General features: G+C 63.9%; 18 protein-coding genes. 11 read left to right on the plus strand and 7 right to left on the minus strand.

All coding sequences use genetic code 11. The annotated features are described in order from the left end of the window. From ACK41X_RS16350 to ACK41X_RS16360, 3 genes are all read left to right on the plus strand, one after another. Positions 1 to 743, plus strand: a 743-nt coding sequence (locus ACK41X_RS16350) for a malonyl-CoA decarboxylase domain-containing protein (RefSeq protein WP_409725481.1), incomplete at its 5' end; no start/stop codon positions are given. A gap of 9 nt (positions 744 to 752) precedes the next feature. Beyond that, positions 753 to 2,261, plus strand: coding sequence for a malonate--CoA ligase (locus ACK41X_RS16355; protein WP_409725484.1), 1,509 nt, complete (start codon positions 753 to 755; stop codon positions 2,259 to 2,261). 9 nt (positions 2,262 to 2,270) lie between these two features. Continuing rightward, a complete protein-coding gene (locus tag ACK41X_RS16360) occupies positions 2,271 to 3,434 on the plus strand; it encodes a hypothetical protein (RefSeq protein WP_409725487.1) in 1,164 nt (387 codons plus the stop codon). Positions 3,435 to 3,501: 67 nt separating this feature from the next. Here ACK41X_RS16360 and ACK41X_RS16365 read toward each other — a convergent pair whose 3' ends face one another. Further along, the gene (locus ACK41X_RS16365; RefSeq protein ID WP_409725489.1) at positions 3,502 to 4,473 is read right to left on the minus strand and encodes a Bug family tripartite tricarboxylate transporter substrate binding protein; all 972 of its coding nucleotides are present in this window, start codon (positions 4,471 to 4,473) and stop codon (positions 3,502 to 3,504) included. Positions 4,474 to 4,674: 201 nt separating this feature from the next. On the opposite strand from ACK41X_RS16365, the gene ACK41X_RS16370 reads away from it, so the two are divergent. Both ACK41X_RS16370 and ACK41X_RS16375 read left to right on the plus strand, forming a co-directional pair. Further along, positions 4,675 to 5,598 (plus strand): ABC transporter ATP-binding protein, encoded by a 924-nt coding sequence (locus ACK41X_RS16370; RefSeq protein WP_409725492.1) that lies wholly within the window; start codon positions 4,675 to 4,677, stop codon positions 5,596 to 5,598. Beyond that, complete coding sequence (locus tag ACK41X_RS16375) at positions 5,595 to 6,356, plus strand: ABC transporter permease (protein WP_409725495.1); 762 nt, start codon at positions 5,595 to 5,597, stop codon at positions 6,354 to 6,356. The genes ACK41X_RS16370 and ACK41X_RS16375 overlap by 4 nt, the downstream gene beginning before the upstream one ends. A 2-nt stretch (positions 6,357 to 6,358) precedes the next feature. Here ACK41X_RS16375 and ACK41X_RS16380 read toward each other — a convergent pair whose 3' ends face one another. The 6 genes from ACK41X_RS16380 to ACK41X_RS16405 all read right to left on the minus strand — a co-directional run bounded on the left by ACK41X_RS16380 (position 6,359) and on the right by ACK41X_RS16405 (position 12,358). Further along, on the minus strand, positions 6,359 to 7,195 hold the full coding sequence (locus tag ACK41X_RS16380; protein WP_409725497.1) for a class I SAM-dependent methyltransferase: 837 nt from the start codon (positions 7,193 to 7,195) through the stop codon (positions 6,359 to 6,361). 23 nt (positions 7,196 to 7,218) lie between these two features. Further along, a complete protein-coding gene (locus ACK41X_RS16385; protein WP_409725500.1) occupies positions 7,219 to 8,073 on the minus strand; it encodes a class I SAM-dependent methyltransferase in 855 nt (284 codons plus the stop codon). Then, positions 8,070 to 9,851, minus strand: a complete 1,782-nt coding sequence (locus ACK41X_RS16390) for a methyltransferase domain-containing protein (protein ID WP_409725503.1) — start codon at positions 9,849 to 9,851, stop codon at positions 8,070 to 8,072. The genes ACK41X_RS16385 and ACK41X_RS16390 overlap by 4 nt, the downstream gene beginning before the upstream one ends. A 21-nt stretch (positions 9,852 to 9,872) precedes the next feature. Then, the gene (locus ACK41X_RS16395; protein WP_409725506.1) at positions 9,873 to 10,697 is read right to left on the minus strand and encodes a class I SAM-dependent methyltransferase; all 825 of its coding nucleotides are present in this window, start codon (positions 10,695 to 10,697) and stop codon (positions 9,873 to 9,875) included. Positions 10,698 to 10,791: 94 nt separating this feature from the next. After that, entirely contained in the window at positions 10,792 to 11,487 is a 696-nt protein-coding gene (locus ACK41X_RS16400) for an SDR family NAD(P)-dependent oxidoreductase (RefSeq protein WP_409725509.1), read from the minus strand. Between the two features lie 4 nt (positions 11,488 to 11,491). After that, positions 11,492 to 12,358 carry a type 1 glutamine amidotransferase gene (locus ACK41X_RS16405; protein WP_409725512.1) on the minus strand — a complete coding sequence of 289 codons (867 nt, stop codon included), beginning with the start codon at positions 12,356 to 12,358 and terminating at the stop codon, positions 11,492 to 11,494. Between the two features lie 272 nt (positions 12,359 to 12,630). Here ACK41X_RS16405 and ACK41X_RS16410 point away from each other — a divergent pair, with 272 nt between their 5' ends. The 6 genes from ACK41X_RS16410 to ACK41X_RS16435 form a co-directional block, all read left to right on the plus strand. Next, positions 12,631 to 14,130, plus strand: a complete 1,500-nt coding sequence (locus ACK41X_RS16410; protein WP_409725514.1) for a glycerol-3-phosphate dehydrogenase — start codon at positions 12,631 to 12,633, stop codon at positions 14,128 to 14,130. A gap of 2 nt (positions 14,131 to 14,132) precedes the next feature. Further along, on the plus strand, positions 14,133 to 15,611 hold the full coding sequence (gene glpK / locus ACK41X_RS16415) for a glycerol kinase GlpK (protein WP_409725517.1): 1,479 nt from the start codon (positions 14,133 to 14,135) through the stop codon (positions 15,609 to 15,611). Between the two features lie 116 nt (positions 15,612 to 15,727). Beyond that, positions 15,728 to 16,249 carry a PleD family two-component system response regulator gene (locus tag ACK41X_RS16420; RefSeq protein ID WP_409725520.1) on the plus strand — a complete coding sequence of 174 codons (522 nt, stop codon included), beginning with the start codon at positions 15,728 to 15,730 and terminating at the stop codon, positions 16,247 to 16,249. Between the two features lie 187 nt (positions 16,250 to 16,436). Then, positions 16,437 to 17,561, plus strand: a complete 1,125-nt coding sequence (locus ACK41X_RS16425; protein ID WP_409725523.1) for an ABC transporter ATP-binding protein — start codon at positions 16,437 to 16,439, stop codon at positions 17,559 to 17,561. A 5-nt stretch (positions 17,562 to 17,566) separates the two neighbouring features. Continuing rightward, complete coding sequence (locus ACK41X_RS16430) at positions 17,567 to 18,481, plus strand: ABC transporter permease (RefSeq protein WP_409725525.1); 915 nt, start codon at positions 17,567 to 17,569, stop codon at positions 18,479 to 18,481. Between the two features lies 1 nt (position 18,482). Next, positions 18,483 to 19,190, plus strand: a 708-nt coding sequence (locus tag ACK41X_RS16435) for an ABC transporter permease (RefSeq protein ID WP_409725528.1), incomplete at its 3' end; no start/stop codon positions are given.

Below are 19,190 nucleotides of genomic sequence, written 5' to 3' on the forward strand. Positions count from 1 at the left end.
ACCGCTGCTGCTTCGCCTTCTTCCATCCGGCGCTGAACGACGAACCGTTGATCTTTGTCGAGGTGGCGCTCACCGCAGGGATTCCTGGGGCGATTGCCCCGATCCTTGCCGAGAACCGGGAGATCCTCGGCGCCAATGAAGTCGATACCGCGGTGTTCTATTCGATCTCCAATTGCCAGCGCGGCCTTGCCGGGGTGTCGTTCGGCAATTTCCTGATCAAGCAGGTGGTGGAGGAGGTGTCTCGGGAAAATCCGCGGCTCAAGACCTTCGTGACGCTGTCGCCGGTTCCGGGTTTCGCGTCGTGGCTGAAACGCGAGCGCTATTCCGATTCCCAGCGCGCGCTGTCCCCGGACGAGCTGGAGGCGCTCTCGGCGATCGATACAGAGGGATGGTGGCAGTCGGACGAGATCAGCGAGGCGGTAGCGGAGCCGCTGAAGCGCGCCGCGGCGTGGTATTTCCTGCATGCGCGCAATGCCCGTGGGCTGCCGGCCGATCCGGTCGCGCGTTTCCATCTCGGCAACGGCGCCAGGCTCGAGCGCATCAACTATCTTGCCGACCTGTCCGAGAACGGGCTACGGCAATCCCATAGTATCATGGTCAACTATCTCTACGATCTCGACGACATCGAAAAGAACCACGAGGCCTATGCCGAAAACCGCATGGTGGTCGCCGCCAATGCGGTGAAGAAGCTGGCCCGCCCCGGCCCGGCCGGCGAACTCGTTACGCTCCCCAACAAGATCTGAAGCTGCATCATGAATCTGTTCCAGACGATCCGCTCGCGCATCGCGTCGCCTGCGCATAATTTTATTTTCAAGGCCGACGGCGCGACGCTGTCTTACGGCGAGATGCTCGCGCGCACCGGCCAGATTGCCAATGCACTGGTCCTCGCCGGTGTCGAGCCGGGCGACCGCGTCGCGGTGCAGGTCGAAAAGTCGGTGGAGAACTTCCTTCTTTATCTGGCAACCGTGCGCGCCGGCGCTGTCTATCTGCCGTTGAACACCGCCTATACGCTGAACGAACTCGACTATTTCATTGGCGATGCGGAGCCCAAGCTCGTGGTTTGCGACCCGGCCAAGCGCGACGGGCTTGCCGAGATTGCGAAAGCGCGTGGCGTGGCCTCTGTCGAAACCCTGGACGCAAACGGGCAGGGCAGTCTGATCGAGGCGGCCAACAAGGCGCCAACGGATTTCGCCGATGTGCCGCGCGAGGACGACGATCTCGCCGCCATTCTCTACACCTCCGGCACCACAGGCCGCTCCAAGGGCGCGATGCTCACGCACCGCAATCTCGCCTCCAACGCGGAAACGCTGCGCGAATACTGGCGATTCACCGGCAGCGATATTCTGCTGCACGCGCTGCCGATCTATCACACCCACGGCCTGTTCGTGGCCGGCAACACCATCATGTTCGCCGGCGGAGCGATGATCTTCCTTGCGAAATTCGACGCCGACGAGGTGATGCGGCATCTGCCGAAGGCGACGTCGATGATGGGGGTGCCGACCTTCTACACGCGCCTCCTCAAGCATCCCGGCCTGACGCGGGAGGCCTGCGCACATATGCGGCTGTTTACCTCGGGCTCGGCGCCGCTTTTGGCGGAGACCCACACCGCGTTTCGGGAAAAGACCGGTCACGCCATCCTGGAACGCTATGGCATGACCGAGACCAACATGAATACATCGAACCCCTATGACGGCGACCGCATCGCCGGCACGGTGGGTTTCCCGCTTCCCGGCGTCGAGGTCCGGATCGCTGAGGCCGACAGCGGCAAGGTGCTGCCGCAGGGCGAGATCGGCGTGATCGAGGTCAGGGGACCGAACGTCTTTCCCGGTTACTGGCGCATGCCCGAGAAGACCAAGGCGGAGTTCCGGGACGACGGCTTTTTCATCACCGGCGATGTCGGCAAGATCGACGAGCGCGGCTACGTCCATATTGTCGGCCGCGCCAAGGACCTGATCATCACCGGCGGCTTCAACGTCTATCCGAAAGAGGTCGAGAGCGAGATCGACGCTCTCCCGGGGGTCGTCGAATCCGCAGTGATCGGCTGCCCGCATCCGGATTTCGGGGAAGGGGTGACCGCCGTCGTGGTCCTGAAAAAGGACTCAATTCCGGACGAGAAGGCGATGATTGCGAATCTGGAAGGCCGCCTCGCCAAGTTCAAATTGCCCAAGCGCGTCATCTTCGTCGACGACCTGCCGCGCAACACCATGGGCAAGGTGCAGAAGAACGTTTTGCGGGAGCGCCACGCCAAGCTCTATTCCTGAGGGGACTGCATGCGCCATCTGATCCTGGGAATTGCAATCGCGGCATTTTCGGTTCAGGGCGCACCCGGGCAGAGCAAGCCGGCGGATGCTTCGTCGCAAGCGGCCGCGGATTTTCGCAAGAAAATGAAGGAATGCAATGCCGCACGCGCAAAGCATGAAGCGGTTGCAGGTCCCTATTGGACGCTGGTGGCCGAGAAGCGAAAAGCGCGCTTTGCCAAACGGCGCAACGGCGAGGCGATTACGCTCGACGATTATGTGCTGGAGCAGCCGCCGGTCTATGCCGGACCGGTCTGTCCGCCCGATCCGTCGCTGCGGCAGGAAGACCAGCCGGAGGATAAACCCGAGCTCCCGGTGGTGGCGGATTTTCTGCGCAACGCCAAGGCGCATTTCGGCTTCGAGCCCGATCAGGTGAACGACAGCGAGTTCAAACGCGCCTATGTGGCGGTGGTGTCCGCCGCAGGCATCACCAGGGATCAGGCGGTGCGCGTCTACAGCTTCGAGACCGGCGGCAATGGCCGGTTCGATGCGCAGGCCGGCCTGATCTTCAACAAGCCCGGCGCACGCGCGGTCTCGACCGCGCTCGGCTATAACCAGCTGCTCACCGCCAATACCGTCAGCCTGCTGGCGACCAAGGGCGACCGCTTCGTCAAGGCTCTGCAGGAACGCGCCGGAGCCATGCCGGACGAGGACCGCAAGGCTTTGCAGCGCAAGGTCGATATCCTTAAGCGCAAGATCGCCTTCAGCCGCACCGTGCCGGTGCAATGGAGCGAACATGTCAGGCTGGCGCGCACGCCGCGGGGGATTGCCCTGCACGCGCTCAATCTCGACATCGATATCGGGCCGCTGCTGCAGACCCAGAAGCTGCTCGACTCGGTGGTGTTCGCGCGCGCAAAGGGGATCGAGCGGGAGCTGACGGCGGCGGAGCTCGAAATGATGAATCTCACCGGCGACGGCAACGGTTTCGATATGCTGGTGCTGCCGCCGGAGATGCGCGCCAAGGTGCCGACCTCGAATTATTTCCAGCGGCTCGGCTACGAGCGCAATCCGATCGCCCGCCGCACCCAGACGGTCGAAAAGCTGCTCGCCGAAACCAATGCGGTGATGGACCGGCTGAGCCGCGCGGACGGCGCGCAGGAGCTTTCGCGGCTATTCCAGCGCGAGGCCAGCAATTAACGGAAATGGAAACGCCCGCACGGTGTGACCGTACGGGCGCTATAGCTGTTGTACGAAGGAGCGCGGCTCAGTTCGCCGAGATGTTGCCCTTCTTGATCACGTCGCCCCAGCGGGCGTATTCGTCGGCCACGAATTTCTTCGTCTCTGCGGGCGTGCCGAGCATGGCGGTGAGACCCTGTTTCTCGAACTGGGCCTGCACGTCGGGCGATTCGAAGGCCTTCTTGGCTTCCGCGTACAGGAAATCCACGACCGCCTGCGGGGTCTTGGCCGGAACGAAGAAGCCGAACCACGGTCCGCTTTCAAGCTGCGGGAAGCCCGATTCGGCGACGGTCGGCACATCGGGGATCAACGGGACGCGCTTTGGCGAGGCCACCGCGATCGGCCGCACCTTCTGGCCCTGGATTTGCGGCACCGCGAGCGTCAGCACGTCGAACATCATGTTGACGTGGCCGGCGATCAGATCCTGCACTGCCGGCGCGCCGCCGCGATAAGGCACATGCGCGATGTCGATGCCGGCCACCTGCTTGAACTGCTCGCCGACAATATGGCCGGTGCTGCCGTTGCCCTGCGAGGCGAAGGTGACCTTGCCGGGATTGGCCTTGGCGTGGTCGACCAGCTCCTTCATCGTCTTGGCGGGAACGTTCGGATTGACCACCAGGATATTGGCGGTGCGGGCCGCGATGGTGATCGGGATGAAGTCGTTCTGCGCATCGTAATTCAGCTTCTGCAGATGCGGCAGGATTGCGTTGGTGGCATGGAAGCCGACGAAGACCGTGTAGCCGTCCGGCGCAGCCTTGGCGACGAAGTCGGCGGCGATGGCGCCGCCTGCGCCGGTCTTGTTCTCCACGATCGCGGTCTTGCCGCCTTCGGTGAGCTTCTGCGCAAAGGTGCGGCCGACGATGTCGGCGACGCCGCCCGGCGCGGTCGGCACGATGAGCCGGATCGGCTGGGACGGATATTGCTGGGCGCTGGCATGAGGTGCCGCCGCGAAAGCCATCGCTGCCGCGAATGCCAACGATAAGGTGCGTTGATAGAGCACTTTGGTTTTCTCCCTGTCTGTCGTTGTGGCGTTTCGATGGTATTTTTTATCACGGATTGACGGGGCGGGTCCGCAAAGACTATGTCGCACACGAAAAATCTGTACCGCATGGTGGGTTTTTGCGGGTGAGCCCGTGCCGGCCGGGAGTGCCCTTTCATTTTGAGCGGCAGCGACTACATCGCTCCTCGCAGGTTCCTGTTCATGTCACCCGTGATCTCCATTCGAAATCTGTCGAAAACCTACGCCACCGGATTCCGGGCGCTTAAAGACGTCTCGCTCGATATCCATGCAGGAGAGATTTTCGCGCTGCTGGGACCGAACGGGGCCGGCAAGACCACGCTGATCGGAATCGTCTGCGGTCTCGTCAATCCGAGCGCGGGCAAGGTGACGGTCGGCGGCCACGACATCATCCGCGATTTCCGGGCGGCGCGTGAACTGATCGGCCTTGTGCCGCAGGAGCTTCACACCGATTCATTCGAGAGCGTATGGGGCACGGTCAGTTTCAGCCGGGGCCTGTTCGGCAAGCCGAAAAACCCCGCCTATATCGAGACGATTCTCAGATCGCTGTCGTTGTGGGACAAGAAGGATTCCAAGATCATGACGTTGTCGGGCGGCATGAAGCGCCGCGTCATGATCGCGAAAGCGCTGTCGCACGAACCGCGCATCCTGTTTCTCGATGAGCCGACCGCGGGCGTCGATGTCGCCTTGCGCAAGGATATGTGGCAGGTGGTGCGCGAATTGCGCGATTCCGGCGTCACCATCATCCTCACCACGCACTATATCGAGGAAGCCGAGGAGATGGCCGACCGCGTCGGCGTCATCTCCCATGGCGAGATCGTGCTGGTGGAGGACAAGGCGGAGCTGATGCGCAAGCTCGGCAAGAAGCAGCTCACAATTCTCTTGCACAAGCCGATCGATGCGATCCCCGAGCCGCTTGCAAAATACGGCCTCTCGCTGATGAACGATGGCACCGAGCTGGTCTATGCCTACGACACCAAGAGCGAGCGCACCGGCATCACCGCGCTGTTGTCAGATCTGCGGGACGCCGACATCCGGTTTCGCGATCTGCAGACCGAACAATCCTCGCTCGAGGATATTTTCGTCGGCCTCGTGGAGCGCAAATGAACTGGCGCGCGATCGTTGCGATATACAAATTCGAGATGGCGCGCACCTGGCGCACGCCGCTCGGCAGCATTCTGTCGCCGGTGATTTCGACCTCGCTGTATTTCGTGGTGTTTGGCGCCGCCATCGGCTCGCGCATCCAGGAGGTGAACGGTGTCGATTACGGCGCTTTCATCGTGCCGGGCCTGATCATGATGATGCTGCTCACGCAGAGCGTGATGAATGCGTCCTTCGGCATCTATTTTCCCCGCTTCGTCGGCACCATCTACGAAATTCTCTCGGCGCCGGTTTCGTTCGTCGAGATCGTGATCGGCTATGTCGGGGCGGCCGCGACCAAGTCGCTGCTGCTCGGGGCCATCGTGCTTGCCACCGCGGGCTTCTTCGTGCCGCTGAAAATCGCGCATCCGGTCTGGATGGTGTCGTTTCTGGTTCTGACCGCGGTGACGTTCAGCCTGCTCGGCTTCATCATCGGCATCTGGGCGGACGGCTTCGAGAAGCTGCAGGTGGTGCCGCTGCTCGTCATCACGCCGCTGACGTTTCTTGGCGGCAGCTTCTATTCGATCGATGTGCTGCCGCCGTTCTGGCAAACGGTGAGCCTGTTCAATCCGGTCGTCTATCTGATCTCCGGCTTCCGCTGGAGCTTCTTTGAGGTCGCCGATGTCAGCGTCGGGGTCAGCATCGGCATGACGCTGGTGTTTCTCATCGCCTGCCTGATTGCGGTGTGGTGGATTTTCCGCACCGGCTACCGGCTGAAGAACTGAGGTTACGACCGCGTCGCCGTCCAGTCGGTCTCAACGCCGCCCTTGTTGGCCTTGCCGGTAATGGTCGAGCCGCTGACCGTGCCGGTAAAGCGGGTGCCGCCGGCGGTGAAGGCGATCGCGTCCCCTGTCATCTTGCCCTCGGTGACCGGGGCGATGACATTGCCATCCTTCAGCGTGCCCTTGATGTCCTGGTAGGTCTGCTCGAGCGTGAGTTCGCCCTGCGGGGTCTTCCAGGTGCCCTGCACCTTGGCCGGAACGATCCAGAAATAGGCGGTGCAATGCGAGGTGCAGCCGCCGTTGCCGTTCAGCGAGACCGTCTCGTCGGCGCGCCAGTCGCCCATGTCGAAGGAGTTCGAGACAACCCGGGTTCCGGGCTTCATGTCGAGAATGGTCGGACGCAGTTTGATGTTGAGATTCGGCAACAGAAACATGGTGACGACCGTCGCCTTGGAGAAGTCGCTCTGGAAGATGTCGGCCTTCTCGAAGGTGGCGCGCGCAGACACGCCTTCCTTTTCGGCATTCTTCTTCGACAATTCGACCATGTCGGGATTGTATTCGATGCCGTGCGCGGTGGCGCCGCGCTTGGCCGCGGTAATCACGGTGCGGCCGTCGCCCGAGCCGAGATCGATCACGTAGTCCTGCGGCGTCACCTTGGCCATGTCGAGCATCTTGTCGACCAGATTCTGGTTGGTCGGCACCCAGACCACGTCCTTGCCGCGCTGCCCGACCTTGGGCTCGAACGCGGGGGCCGGTTGCGCGATTGCGCAGGTGATCGCCACCATGGCGGAAAGACAGGATCCGGTAACAATCCGGACCGAGGCATTTCTGATCGCATTCATTCGATTGCTTCTCCCTGCGGCGATCAGGCGCCGCGCCTGGCCTGCCATTCGCTGCCCGGCGTTGCGATGCCCTCGATCACCTCGCCGCGCACGGTCCCGGTATAAACCGTTCCCCCTGCGGTAAACGTCACGCGATCGCCGAGGAGCCGGCCCTCGGTCAACGGCACTGTTTTGCCGTCGACCGTGATGGCCCCGCTCAGCATCTGGAATTCCTGCTTGAGCGATAATTTGCCGGCCTGCCCGCCGGCATTGAACGTCCAGTCGCCCGCGATTTGCGCGGGGACCACCCACAACAGCGCTTCGCAAAAGAAGAACTCGCACTCGCTTTCGAGCGAGGATTTCTGGTCGGGGTACCACGCTCCCATGCCGAAGGTGTTCGACACAACCCGCGTTCCCGGCTTCATGGCGAGGATTTTCGGCCGCAGCCTGATATTCATGTCGGGCAGCAGGAACAGGACAATGACGGTCGATTCCGAAAAATCGGTGTCGAAGATGTCGGCGCGCTCGAATGAGGCCAGCTTGGCGACGCCGGCTTCTTCGGCCTTCATTTTGGAATAGGCCACAAGATTTTCGTCATATTCGACGCCGCGGGCGCGCGCTCCGCGTTTGGCCGCGGCAATCACCGCGCGTCCGTCGCCGGAGCCGAGATCGACGACCTTGTCGTCCGGCGTCACTTTGGCAAGATCGAGCATCAGCTCGATCAGCGTCTCGGGGGTCGGCACCCAGATGGCATCCTTGCCCTCCTGGCCGATCACCGGCGGCTTCGGCTTTGCCGCAGGTTGCGCGAACGCGCCCGTTGTAACAGGCGTTGCCGCAAGGCAGACCGCCAGCGCCAATCTTGCGGCGCAAGCCGCGATCGCTATCAGCCGTCCACTCACGCCCGCCTCGCGCTCCATTTGCGGCCGGACTCGGTCGTGCCGTTGATCGATCGCCCGCTGACCTTGCCGGTATACGCGACGCCGCCGGCCGTGAAGGTGATTTCGTCGCCGTTCAGCTTGCCGTCGGTGATGCGGGTGACGTTCTTGCCGCGCCGGATGGTCCCGGTGAAGGTCTGGAAGCGCTGGCGGATGGTGACGGTGTCCTTGCCCATGCGCCAGCGGCCTTCGATCCGCGCCGGCACGATCCACAGCAGCGCCTTGCAATAGGTCTCGCAATCCTCCTCGACCTCGGCGACCGCATCGGGCTCCCAGTCGCCCATCTCGAAGGAGTTGGAGACCACGCGGGTGCCCGGCCGCATGCGCAGGATGGTTGGGCGCAGCCGCTCGTTCAGTTCGGGCAAAAGGAACAGCGTCAGCACGTCGGCATTCGAGAAATTGGTCTTGAAGATATCGGCGCGCCGGAACGTCGCCTTGTCGCTGACGCCGGCCTGTTTGGCATTGAAGCGCGACAGCTCGACCATCTTGGGATTGTATTCGATGCCGAGCGCAGTGGCGCCGCGTTTGGCCGCGGCAATCACCGTGCGCCCGTCGCCCGACCCGAGATCGATCAACCTCTCGTTCGGGGCGAGCTGTGCGAGATCCAGCATCTTGTTCACCAGCGTGTCGGCGGTCGGCCACCACACCACATCCTTGCCGTCCTGGCTGATCTCAGGGACGAAGGGCGGCTGCTCCGTTTTGGTCGCGGCTTTTTCCGCAGCTTTCGGCGCATCGGGTTCGGCGGCCTTCTGCGGAGAAGGCTCCGCAGCGGCGGCCGGCGGCGGCGATGTCTCGAGGCCGGGGCTTTGCGGGACGGAAACCGGCGCCTCGGCCTTCGGTGCCGGTGCCTCGGCGGCGCGCGGATCGCGCCTGGCCTGCCACGGCTCGCCGGCGCTGGTCGTGCCCGACATCACGTCGCCGTCCACCTTGCCGGTATAGTCGACGCCGGCTGCGGTGAAGACGATCTCTGCGCCGGCCAGCTTACCCGCGGTGACCGGTGTGATGACATTGCCGTCGGCGATCGTGCCTTCGACATTCTGGTAGCGCTGCTTCAGCGTCAGCGCCTGCGACCGGCTGCCGCGATCGATGGTCCAGGCGCCATCGACCTTGGCCGGGACGATCCAGAACAGCGCGCGGCAATAGCCCCTGCAATCGCCGCCGGCGGTGGCCTCCTCGTCCGGTTTCCAGTCACCCATCGCGAACGAATTGGAGACGACGCGGGTGCCGGGCTTCATGTCGAGGATGGTCGGCCGCAGCCGCTCGTTCAGTTCGGGCAGCAGGAACAGGGTCAGGACATTGGCCTTGGAGAAATCGGTCTCGAAAATGTCGCCGTGGATAAACGTCGCCTTGTCACCGACGCCTTCCTTCTGCGCATTGGCGCGCGACAGCTCGACCATCTTCGGATTGTATTCGATGCCGACGGAAGTGGCGCCGCGCTTGGCCGCGGTGATGACGGTGCGGCCGTCGCCGGAGCCGAGATCGTAATGGATGTCGGCCGGTGTGAGCTTGGCCATGTCGAGCATCTTGTCGACCAGGGCCTGCGGCGTCGGCACCCAGACGACATCCTTGCCTGGCTGGCCGACGGTCGGCTCGAAGGTCTGCTCGGCAGCCTGTCCGGCCGGTTTTTCGACAGCCTGTTCGGACGGCCTTTCCGCCGGCTGCGCCAGCGCCGCATTGAGCGCGAGCGCGGCGGCAATCGATGCAATCGCCGCAACACGCACGGCGCAGGTCGAGACTTTCATGAGCTCAATTCTCCGTCGCAATCAGGCGCCCCGCTTGGCTTGCCACTTTTCGCCGGATTTGGTCACGCCCTCGATCGTCGCGCCATTGACCGTGCCGGTATATTCGGTGCCGCCTGCGGTGAAGGTGATCTCGGCGCCCTTCAGCTTGCCGTCGGTGATCGGGGTGACGACATTGCCGTTCTTCAGCGTCCCGGTGAAGTTCTGGTAGGTCTGTCTGAGAGTCAGTTCGCCCTTGTCGGTGGTCCAGGCGCCGTCGACCTTGGCCGGCACGATCCAGAAATAGGCCTTGCAATAGGACGAGCAGCCCTCGGTGACGACGGCTTCCTCGTCGGCCCGCCAGTCGCCCATGTCGAAGGTGTTGGAGACGACGCGGGTGCCGGGCTTCATGTCGAGGATGGTCGGGCGCAGCTTGGCGTTGAGGCTGGTCAGCAGGAACATCGTCACCACGTCGGCATGCGAGAAGTCGCTCTTGAAAATATCGGCATTCTCGAACGTCGCCTTGCCGGCGACGCCTTCCTGTTCGGCGTTGTATTTCGACAGCTCGACCATTTTCGGATTGTACTCGATGCCATGGGCGGTGGCACCGCGCTTCGCCGCGGTAATCACGGTGCGGCCGTCGCCGGAGCCGAGATCGACCACCTTGTCGGCGGCGGTCACCTTGGCCATGTCGAGCATCTTGTCGACCAGCGCCTGCGGCGTCGGCACCCAGATCACGTCCTTGCCGTCCTGACCGACGGTCGGCTCGAACGGCTTTTGCGCCGGCTGTGCGATTGCCACATTCAGCGCCACCGCAGCGGACACACAGGACACCATCGCGGTTCGCGAAACGACGCTCAGCAGGCTCATCGAAAAAGTCCTCCAGTGATACGTGGCCGCGCACTATCCGCGGCGGAGTTGGACAGAATGTGTCATTGCGATCAACCCGGACGACGCCTTCCGCCTAGGAGCGCCCGTAAACCGGGACGATGGCGCCGCGTGTGACCGCGTTTTCGGGGGATGCAAGGAACAGGATGGTTGCAGCCACCTCCTCGACTTTCGGCCACAGCGCATGATCGGCTTTCGGCATTGCCTTGCGGTTTGCGGGCGTATCCATGATCGAAGGCGCCACCGCATTGACGAGAACCCCGTCGCGCGCGACTTCTTCCGCGAGAGCCGCGGTCAGCGCGGCAACGCCGGATTTGGCGATTGTATAGGCCGTCATGCCGGCCCCGGTCCGTGGTTCCAGCGCCGGGCGGGCGGCGACATTGACAATCCGGCCGCCGTCCGGGCCGAACGCAGCCAGCGCCGCGCGGCAGCACAGGAAGCAGCTCACCAGATTGGTGTCGAGCTGCGCCATCAGGTTCTCTTTGGCGCTGTCCTTGAGATTTTTCGCGGCAAAGCCGCCGGCCAGATGGATCGAGGCCCACAGCGGCCCGACCCCGGAATAGAATGAATCGGTCTGCGTCTGGTCGGACAGATCGACCGAAGCATACAGGCGGACGCGCTCGTGCGACCGGTAGGGGAACCTGTCCGCATCGTCCGATACATACAATGGAATATGACAACTGGCGCCGCGCTCCAGCAGGGCCGCGACCATTGCGGTGCCGAGCGCGCCGGTGCCGCCGGTGACAACCACATGACGGCCGCGGAAATCCAAGCCGCTACTCCCGCCCGCGCTTGCTGCGCGTCGGCAGCACCTGATGCTGAATCCAGTTACGGATCTCACGCGTCCGCACATTCTTGTCGAGCACGGTTGCGTCGAGGCCAAGCCGCCAGGACAGCGGCTTGTCGTGGGGCCTCGCATGCAGGGCCGCCACCGTCTCGGCGTAGTCGATCAGTTCGTCGTGATCGTTGAAGAATTTTTCCTCGATCAGCCGCTTGCCGTGGCGGCGGAAGCTCGCGGCAATATCGGCGAGCGAATATTCCGGGTGATATTGCACGCCCCAGGCGGTGCAGCCGTTGACCTTCACCTCGGCGGCCTGAACGGCCGAGATCGTGTTGAGCGCCAGCACATGCATGTTGGGGGCGAGGGTCTCCACCTCATCGAGATGGATGGTGACGGCGTCGAACACCTCGTCCTTGCCGGCAAAGACCGGATGGCCGCGCCCGGCCGCGGTGAGGCGGATGCGCCGCCCGAATCCGATCTCCCGGCCCTTGGGGTTCCGCCGCACGCTGCCGCCCGCGGCCGTGGTGATGACCTGCAGGCCCCAGCAGCTTCCGAATAACGGGGTGTTGGAATCGAACACCGCCCGCGCCAGTTCGATCTGCGGATCGATATGCGGCCCGCGGTCATAGATGTGCAAAGCCGAACCGGTGATGACCACGCCGTCATAGGATTCGAGCCCGGCAGCGTCGGGCAGATTGGCGCCCGGATCGGCCGGATAGCAGATATCGATCGCGGCCTGCGGCAGGAATTCGCGCAGCAGGTCGGCATAGCCCTGACTTGGGGCCTCGCCGCCGGCCGCCTTGAGCAAGGCGCGTCCGTCCGCGGTATTTCCCTCGATGACAAGCAGGCGGGGGGCAGACATTCCAGATCCGTCGGGCTGCCCAGAGCAGGCAGACGCGGTATTTATATAGAGGTTTGCGGCCATAATGCGAGAGCTTGGCGCGTTTGCCCCTCACATTAGGCGCTTTTGGTCCGCCGAAATGGCCCGTTTTGTGACAGGTGGATAGAAGGGCGCGTGAGCGCCACTTGCTCTTGGCGGACCAACGCCGCCGCGCCATGCTGATGCGGCGGACGCAAGGCGATCAAGGGCGATCAAGGGCGATCAAGGGCGGGCACGGGCGGGAGAGGGCGCGAATGGCCGATTTCGACCTCGCCATCATCGGCGGCGGCATCAACGGCGCGGGACTGGCGCGCGACGCCGCCGGCCGCGGCCTGCGGGTGCTCCTGGTCGAGCAGGGCGATCTCGCCTCGGGCACGTCCTCGGCCTCGACCAAGCTCATTCACGGCGGCCTGCGCTATCTGGAGCATGGCGCCTTTCTTCTGGTGCGCGAAGCGCTGAAGGAGCGGGAAGTGCTGTTGCGCAATGCGCCGCACATCATCCGGCCTTTGCGCTTTCTGTTGCCGCCGCAGCCGAAAATGCGCTCGCCATTGCTGCTGCGGCTGGGCCTGTTCATTTACGACCATCTTGGCGGTCGCAGGATCCTGCCGCCGACGCAGACTGTCGATCTGATTCATAATCCGCTCGGCACGCCGCTGAAACGCGCCTACACCACGGGCTTTCTGTACTCCGATTGCTGGGTCGACGATTCCCGGCTTGTGGTTCTGAATGCGCTCGATGCCGCGGAGCGCGGCGCATCCATCCGCACCCATACCAGATGCGTGCGCGCCGAGCGCAACGAGCTGTGGCGCCTTGTTCTGAATGCACGGGGCCGGCGCGAGGTGGTGACGGCGCGTGCGCTGGTGAATGCCGCGGGCCCCTGGGTCGGATTCGTGTCGGAAACCGTTGTCCGGCTGCCCGGACCGGCCCGCGTTCGCCTGGTCAAGGGCAGCCATATCGTGGTGAAGCGACTGTTCGACCATGACACCGGTTACATCTTCCAGAATCCGGACCGCCGCGTGGTCTTTGCCTTGCCGTTCGAGCGGGACTTCACCCTGATCGGCACCACGGATGAGAATTTTCAGGGAGACCCGGCGGACGTGTCGCCTTCCGGGGCGGAGATCGCCTATCTGTGCGACACTGCCTCGCGCTATTTCCGAACCCCCGTCACGCCCGACGACATCGTCCATGCTTTTGCCGGCGTGCGCGCGCTGTTCGACGACGGATCGAAACGGCCGGAGGATGTTACGCGGGACTATCATCTCGCCTTCGACAAGCCCTTCGGACAAGCGCCGCTGCTGACCGTCTATGGCGGCAAGATCACCACCTATCGCAGGCTGGCCGAAGCGGCCATGACAAAGCTCTCCGACATCTTTCCGCCGACCCGGCCCTGGACCGCGCAGACGCCGCTGCCCGGCGGCGATTTTCCCTATGACGGGGTCGACGCGCAGATCGAGAAGGCGCGCCGCGCCTGGCCGTTTCTGGAAGCTTCCCATGCCGGGCGGCTGGTGCGCGCCTATGGCACGCGCATCGGGGACGTTCTTGGAATGGCTGAAAATTACGAAGCGCTCGGTACGCGGTTCGGCGCCGATCTCACCGAAGCCGAGGTCCGCTATCTCATGCAGAAGGAATGGGCCGCCGATGCCGAGGATGTGTTGTGGCGCCGGACCAAGCTCGGCCTGCGCTTTAACGAGATCGAGCGCGCGGCGTTGCAGCGTTTCATGACGCCGTTGCCGGCATTGAAAGTGGTGACCTGACCATGGCTGTGCTTGCCATCGACCAGGGCACGACGTCGACCCGCGCCATCGTGTTCGACGCAGATATGCGGCCGCTTGCGATCGCACAGCAGGAATTCCGCCAGCTTTATCCGGCGCCGGGCCATGTCGAGCACGACCCGGACGACATCTGGACCAGCGTGATTGCGACCGCAACGGGCGCGATCGCACAGTCAGGCCTGACGGCGCGCGACATCGCCGCCATCGGGATCGCCAATCAGCGCGAGACCGTGCTGGTCTGGGATCGCACCACGGGCAAACCGATTCACAATGCCATTGTCTGGCAGGATCGCCGAACCGATGACATGTGCGCTGCGCTGCGCGCTGCAGGTCATGAGGCTGCGGTGGCATCGACGACCGGGCTTGTGCTCGATCCGTATTTCTCCGCAACCAAGATCGCTTGGTTGCTCGACCATGTGAGCGGGGCGCGCGATGGCGCCGAGGCCGGACAGCTCGCTTTCGGTACCGTCGATAGCTATATCATCTGGCAGTTGACCGGCGGGCGCGTGCATGCCACCGACGCGACCAATGCCGCGCGAACCTTGCTGTTCGACATCCATACCGGCCAATGGGATGCCGGTCTCGCCGCGCTGTTCCGCGTGCCGCTCGCGCTCCTGCCGGATGTGCGCGACTGCACCGGCGATTTCGGCACGACCGCGGCATTCGGCGGCGCGATCCCGATCCGCGGCGTCGCCGGCGACCAACAGGCGGCGACCATCGGCCAGGCCTGTTTCACCCCCGGCATGATGAAATCGACCTACGGCACCGGATGCTTCGCGCTGCTCAATACCGGCGAGCGCGCCGTGGCCTCGCGCAATCGTCTCCTCACCACCATCGCCTATCAGATCGGAGGAAGGCGTACCTACGCGCTAGAAGGCGCGATCTTCGTCGCCGGCGCCGCCGTGCAATGGCTGCGCGACGGGCTGAAGCTGATTGCTTCGTCCTCCGACACCGATGCGCTGGCCGCGCGCGCCGATCCGTCCGAGGCGGTTTATCTGGTGCCGGCCTTTGTCGGGCTCGGCGCGCCCTATTGGGACGCGCAGGCGCGCGGCGCCATATTCGGGCTGACCCGCAATTCCGGCGCGGCGGAACTGGCGCGCGCGGCGCTGGAGGCGGTCGGCTACCAGACCCGCGACTTGATCGAGGCCATGCATGCCGACTGGCCGGCCGCGGCCGGCACCGTGCTGCGGGTCGACGGCGGCATGAGCGCCAGCGACGCCGCCATGCAATTCCTCGCCGACATCCTGAATGCCCCGGTCGACCGGCCGCAGGTGATGGAGACCACCGCCATGGGGGCCGCCTATCTCGCCGGCCATGGCGCCGGCCTTTATCCCGGCTTCGACGGCTTTGCCGCGGCCTGGCAGCGCGCACGACGGTTCGAGCCGGAGATGGATGCGACGATGCGCGCGCGCAAATGGCAGGGCTGGCGCGATGCGGTGCGCCGTACATTAACGCCGTATTGACTCTGTGCGGCGGCGCTTCCGTTGCAATCCGCATCAAATTGTAGCGGTGCGTTTCAAGCCGCCGAAACCCGCAAATGCTCTTATAAACAGAGGCAAATCAGCAGAGTGGGACGGGCGTGAGACTGCTCAGATCGAAGGGGATCAAGGAACTCGTGCAAGCCACGCGGGTTCTGGTGGTCGATGACGACACCTACATGCGTCAACTGGTCCGCAGCCTCCTGCAGGCGAACGGCATCCGGCATTATCACGATGCGCCGGACGGCGTCAGCGGGCTGGAATCCATCATCACGCTCAATCCCGATGTCGTCATCCTCGATTGGGACTTGCCGGACATCAACGGTCCGGAATTCATGCGCATCGTGCGCTCCCCGCTCACCTTTCCGGTGCCGGCGGTTCCGGTGATCATGCTGACCGGCAATGTCGAGCGGGAAAAGATCATCGAGGCGGTGCGGCTCGGCGTGAATGAATTTCTGTGCAAGCCGGTGTCCGCCAAGACGATTTTCGAGCGCATCGTATCGATCCGGGTCAAGCCGCGCGAAATGGTCCGGATCGGCAATTATTACGGTCCGGCGCCGCGCAAGATTGCCGGCGGCCTCGATGCGGTGACCGAGCCTCCCGAGCCGGCCTGGCTGACCTAGCCTATCGCCGGCCGCAATCGCCTGCCTGGTCCCGCGCGTGTGCGCCATGCGGCCGCACCAGATGCTGCGGGCGCATGCGGGATGTCCTGCGAGCGCAGAACATGGTCAATGCAATCTTGAGCCTGCCGTGCAAGCCGACTAGCTTGCGGAACGGACGCCATTCCCGTTCGCATTTTCGGAACCGATCATGCCCGACCACCCGGCCAGTCCTGCGGACCGGCCACAATCGACGACGCCGATGGTGCGCTTCGACCGCGTGAGCAAGCGCTTCGGCGATTTCACCGCCGTTGACAATGTGTCGCTCGACATCGCGCGCGGCGAGTTCTTTGCGCTGCTCGGCCCCTCGGGCTGTGGAAAAACGACGCTGCTGCGCATGCTTGCCGGTTTCGAGACCCCGGACGAAGGCGACATCCGGCTCGACAATGAGAGCATGCTCGGCGTGCCGCCTTATGAGCGGCCGGTCAACATGATGTTCCAGAGCTATGCGCTGTTCCCGCATCTGACGGTGGCCGGCAACATCGCCTTCGGCCTGCGGCAGGAGGGATGGGCCAGGTCCGACATCGACAAGCGCGTTGCGCAGATGCTGGTGCTGGTGAAGCTCGAGCAGTTCGGCCATCGCAAGCCGCACCAATTGTCCGGCGGCCAGCGCCAGCGCGTTGCGATCGCGCGCGCGCTCGCCAAATCGCCGAAAGTCTTCCTGCTCGACGAACCGCTCGGCGCGCTCGACAAGAAGCTGCGCGACGAGACCCAGTTCGAGCTGATGGCGCTGCAGCAGCGGCTCGGGCTCACCTTCGTCATCGTCACCCACGACCAGGAAGAGGCCATGACCATGGCCGGCCGGCTCGGCGTCATGCATGCCGGCAAGCTGGTCCAGGTCGGCACGCCGGCGGAAATTTACGAAGATCCGAAGACCCGTTGGGTCGCCGAATTCATCGGCGAGGTGAATTTGTTCGAAGGCAATATTTCCGGCCACCAGGGCGATCTCGCAAGCGTCGACACCAGGGCGGGCCGTCTTGTCGTCACGCGCAAGGACGGTTTCGACGACGGACAGACGGTTTCGGTCGCAGTGCGTCCGGAGAAAATCGAGATTGCCCGCGAGCCCGTCGCCGGCGCGCTCAACATGCTGCACGGGACTGTCGTCGATATCGGCTATCTCGGCGATCTGTCGGTCTACAAGCTGCGCGACCAGCACGGCCTGATGGTCAAGGCGTCGGTCGCCAACAAGGACCGCCGCGCATCGGGCCTTCTTCATCGTGGCGACGAGGCCTGGCTGACATTCGCGCCGGACGCCGCCGTCATGGTGAGAGACTAGAGGCAATGGCGAACGCTACGAAATTCGACCGTTGGTATCGCCGCGCTGCGATCGGCATTCCCTATGCGTGGCTGATCGTGTTCCTGCTGGTGCCGTTCCTGATTGTGCTGCGCATCGCCCTGTCGCAGTCCGAGCTGGCGCAACCGCCTTACAGTCCGGTCTTCGATCCTTCCGCCGGCTGGCAGGGCCTCAAGGACTTTTTCGGCGCGCTTTCGCTTGAGAATTTCCGCCTGTTATTTGGCGACTGGCTCTATGTGTCGTCCTATCTGCGCAGCCTGACCTTCGCCTTTGTCTCGACGCTGATCCTGCTCGTGATCGGGATTCCCATCGCCTATGGCATGGCCCGCGCACCCCGCGGGCTGCAGCCCGTCCTGGTGATGGCCGTTATCCTGCCGTTCTGGACCGCGTTCCTGATCCGCATCTATGCCTGGATCACCATCCTGCAGCGCGACGGTCTCCTCAACGATGCGCTGATGATACTCGGCCTCCTCCCGGAGCCGGTGACCTGGCTCGCCACCGACACTGCAATCTTCATCGGCATCGTCTATTCCTATCTGCCCTTCATGGTGCTGCCGCTCTATGCCTCGTTCGAGAAGATGGACGAGACGCTGCTGGAGGCCGCGGCCGATCTCGGCTGCCCGCGCTGGAAGGCGTTCTGGCTCGTGACGCTGCCGCTCGCTTTGCCCGGCGTGATCGCGGGCTCGTTCCTGTGCTTCATCCCGATTGTCGGCGAATTCGTGATCCCCGATCTGCTTGGCGGCTCGGATGCGCTGTTCATCGGGCAAACCTTGTGGACCGAATTCTTCTCCAACCGGGACTGGCCGGTGGCCTCCGCGCTCGCCACCGTGCTGCTGGCGATTTTGCTGGTGCCGATCGTGTTCTTCCAGTCGGTGCAGTCGCGCGCGCTGGAGCGCAGGTGAGATGCGCCGCGCCTCGCCCTTCAACATCGTCTCCGTCGCGCTCGGCCTCGTCTTTCTCTATGTGCCGATTGCGATCCTCGTCATCTATTCCTTCAACGATTCGAAGCTGGTCTCGGTCTGGGGCGGCTGGTCGCTGCGCTGGTACCGGGCGCTGCTTCAGGATTCCGCGCTCCTGCAGGCGGCATGGGTGTCGTTGCGCATCGCCTTCATGACCGCCTGCCTTGCCACCGTGCTCGGCACGCTGGCCGCACTTGCGCTGGTGCGGATGGGCCGCTTCCGCGGCCGGCTGCCGTTTTCCGCCATGGTGTACGCGCCGATGGTCATGCCGGAAGTCATCATCGGGCTCGCCCTATTGCTCCTGTTCGTCGCCATCGACATCGATCGCGGCATCTTCACCACCACGCTCGCGCATACCACGCTGACCATGTGCTTCGTCACCGTGATCGTGCAGTCGCGGCTTCTGTCGTTCGACTGGAGCCTGGAGGAGGCGGCCATGGACCTCGGCTGCCGGCCTCTGCGCGCCTTTCTCACCGTGACCTTGCCGCTGATCCTGCCGGCGGTGCTGGCGGGCTTCATGCTCGCCTTCACGCTGTCGCTCGACGATCTGGTGATCGCAAGCTTCACCACCGGACCCGGCGCGACCACGCTGCCGATCCGCATCTATTCGGAGGTGCGGCTCGGGGTGAAGCCGGAAATCAACGCGATCTCC

The organism is Pseudorhodoplanes sp., assembly GCF_046289595.1.
GTDB lineage: Bacteria > Pseudomonadota > Alphaproteobacteria > Rhizobiales > Xanthobacteraceae > Pseudorhodoplanes.

Coding starts and splice junctions, on each gene's coding strand:
- ACK41X_RS16430 (WP_409725525.1), top strand. CDS start 17,567: ATGGCGAACGCTACGAAATTCGACCGTTGGTATCGCCGCGCTGCGATC.
- ACK41X_RS16375 (WP_409725495.1), top strand. CDS start 5,595: ATGAACTGGCGCGCGATCGTTGCGATATACAAATTCGAGATGGCGCGC.
- ACK41X_RS16355 (WP_409725484.1), top strand. CDS start 753: ATGAATCTGTTCCAGACGATCCGCTCGCGCATCGCGTCGCCTGCGCAT.
- ACK41X_RS16425 (WP_409725523.1), top strand. CDS start 16,437: ATGCCCGACCACCCGGCCAGTCCTGCGGACCGGCCACAATCGACGACG.
- ACK41X_RS16360 (WP_409725487.1), top strand. CDS start 2,271: ATGCGCCATCTGATCCTGGGAATTGCAATCGCGGCATTTTCGGTTCAG.
- glpK (WP_409725517.1), top strand. CDS start 14,133: ATGGCTGTGCTTGCCATCGACCAGGGCACGACGTCGACCCGCGCCATC.
- ACK41X_RS16405 (WP_409725512.1), bottom strand. CDS start 12,358: ATGTCTGCCCCCCGCCTGCTTGTCATCGAGGGAAATACCGCGGACGGA.
- ACK41X_RS16395 (WP_409725506.1), bottom strand. CDS start 10,697: ATGAGCCTGCTGAGCGTCGTTTCGCGAACCGCGATGGTGTCCTGTGTG.
- ACK41X_RS16390 (WP_409725503.1), bottom strand. CDS start 9,851: ATGAAAGTCTCGACCTGCGCCGTGCGTGTTGCGGCGATTGCATCGATT.
- ACK41X_RS16380 (WP_409725497.1), bottom strand. CDS start 7,195: ATGAATGCGATCAGAAATGCCTCGGTCCGGATTGTTACCGGATCCTGT.
- ACK41X_RS16370 (WP_409725492.1), top strand. CDS start 4,675: ATGTCACCCGTGATCTCCATTCGAAATCTGTCGAAAACCTACGCCACC.
- ACK41X_RS16410 (WP_409725514.1), top strand. CDS start 12,631: ATGGCCGATTTCGACCTCGCCATCATCGGCGGCGGCATCAACGGCGCG.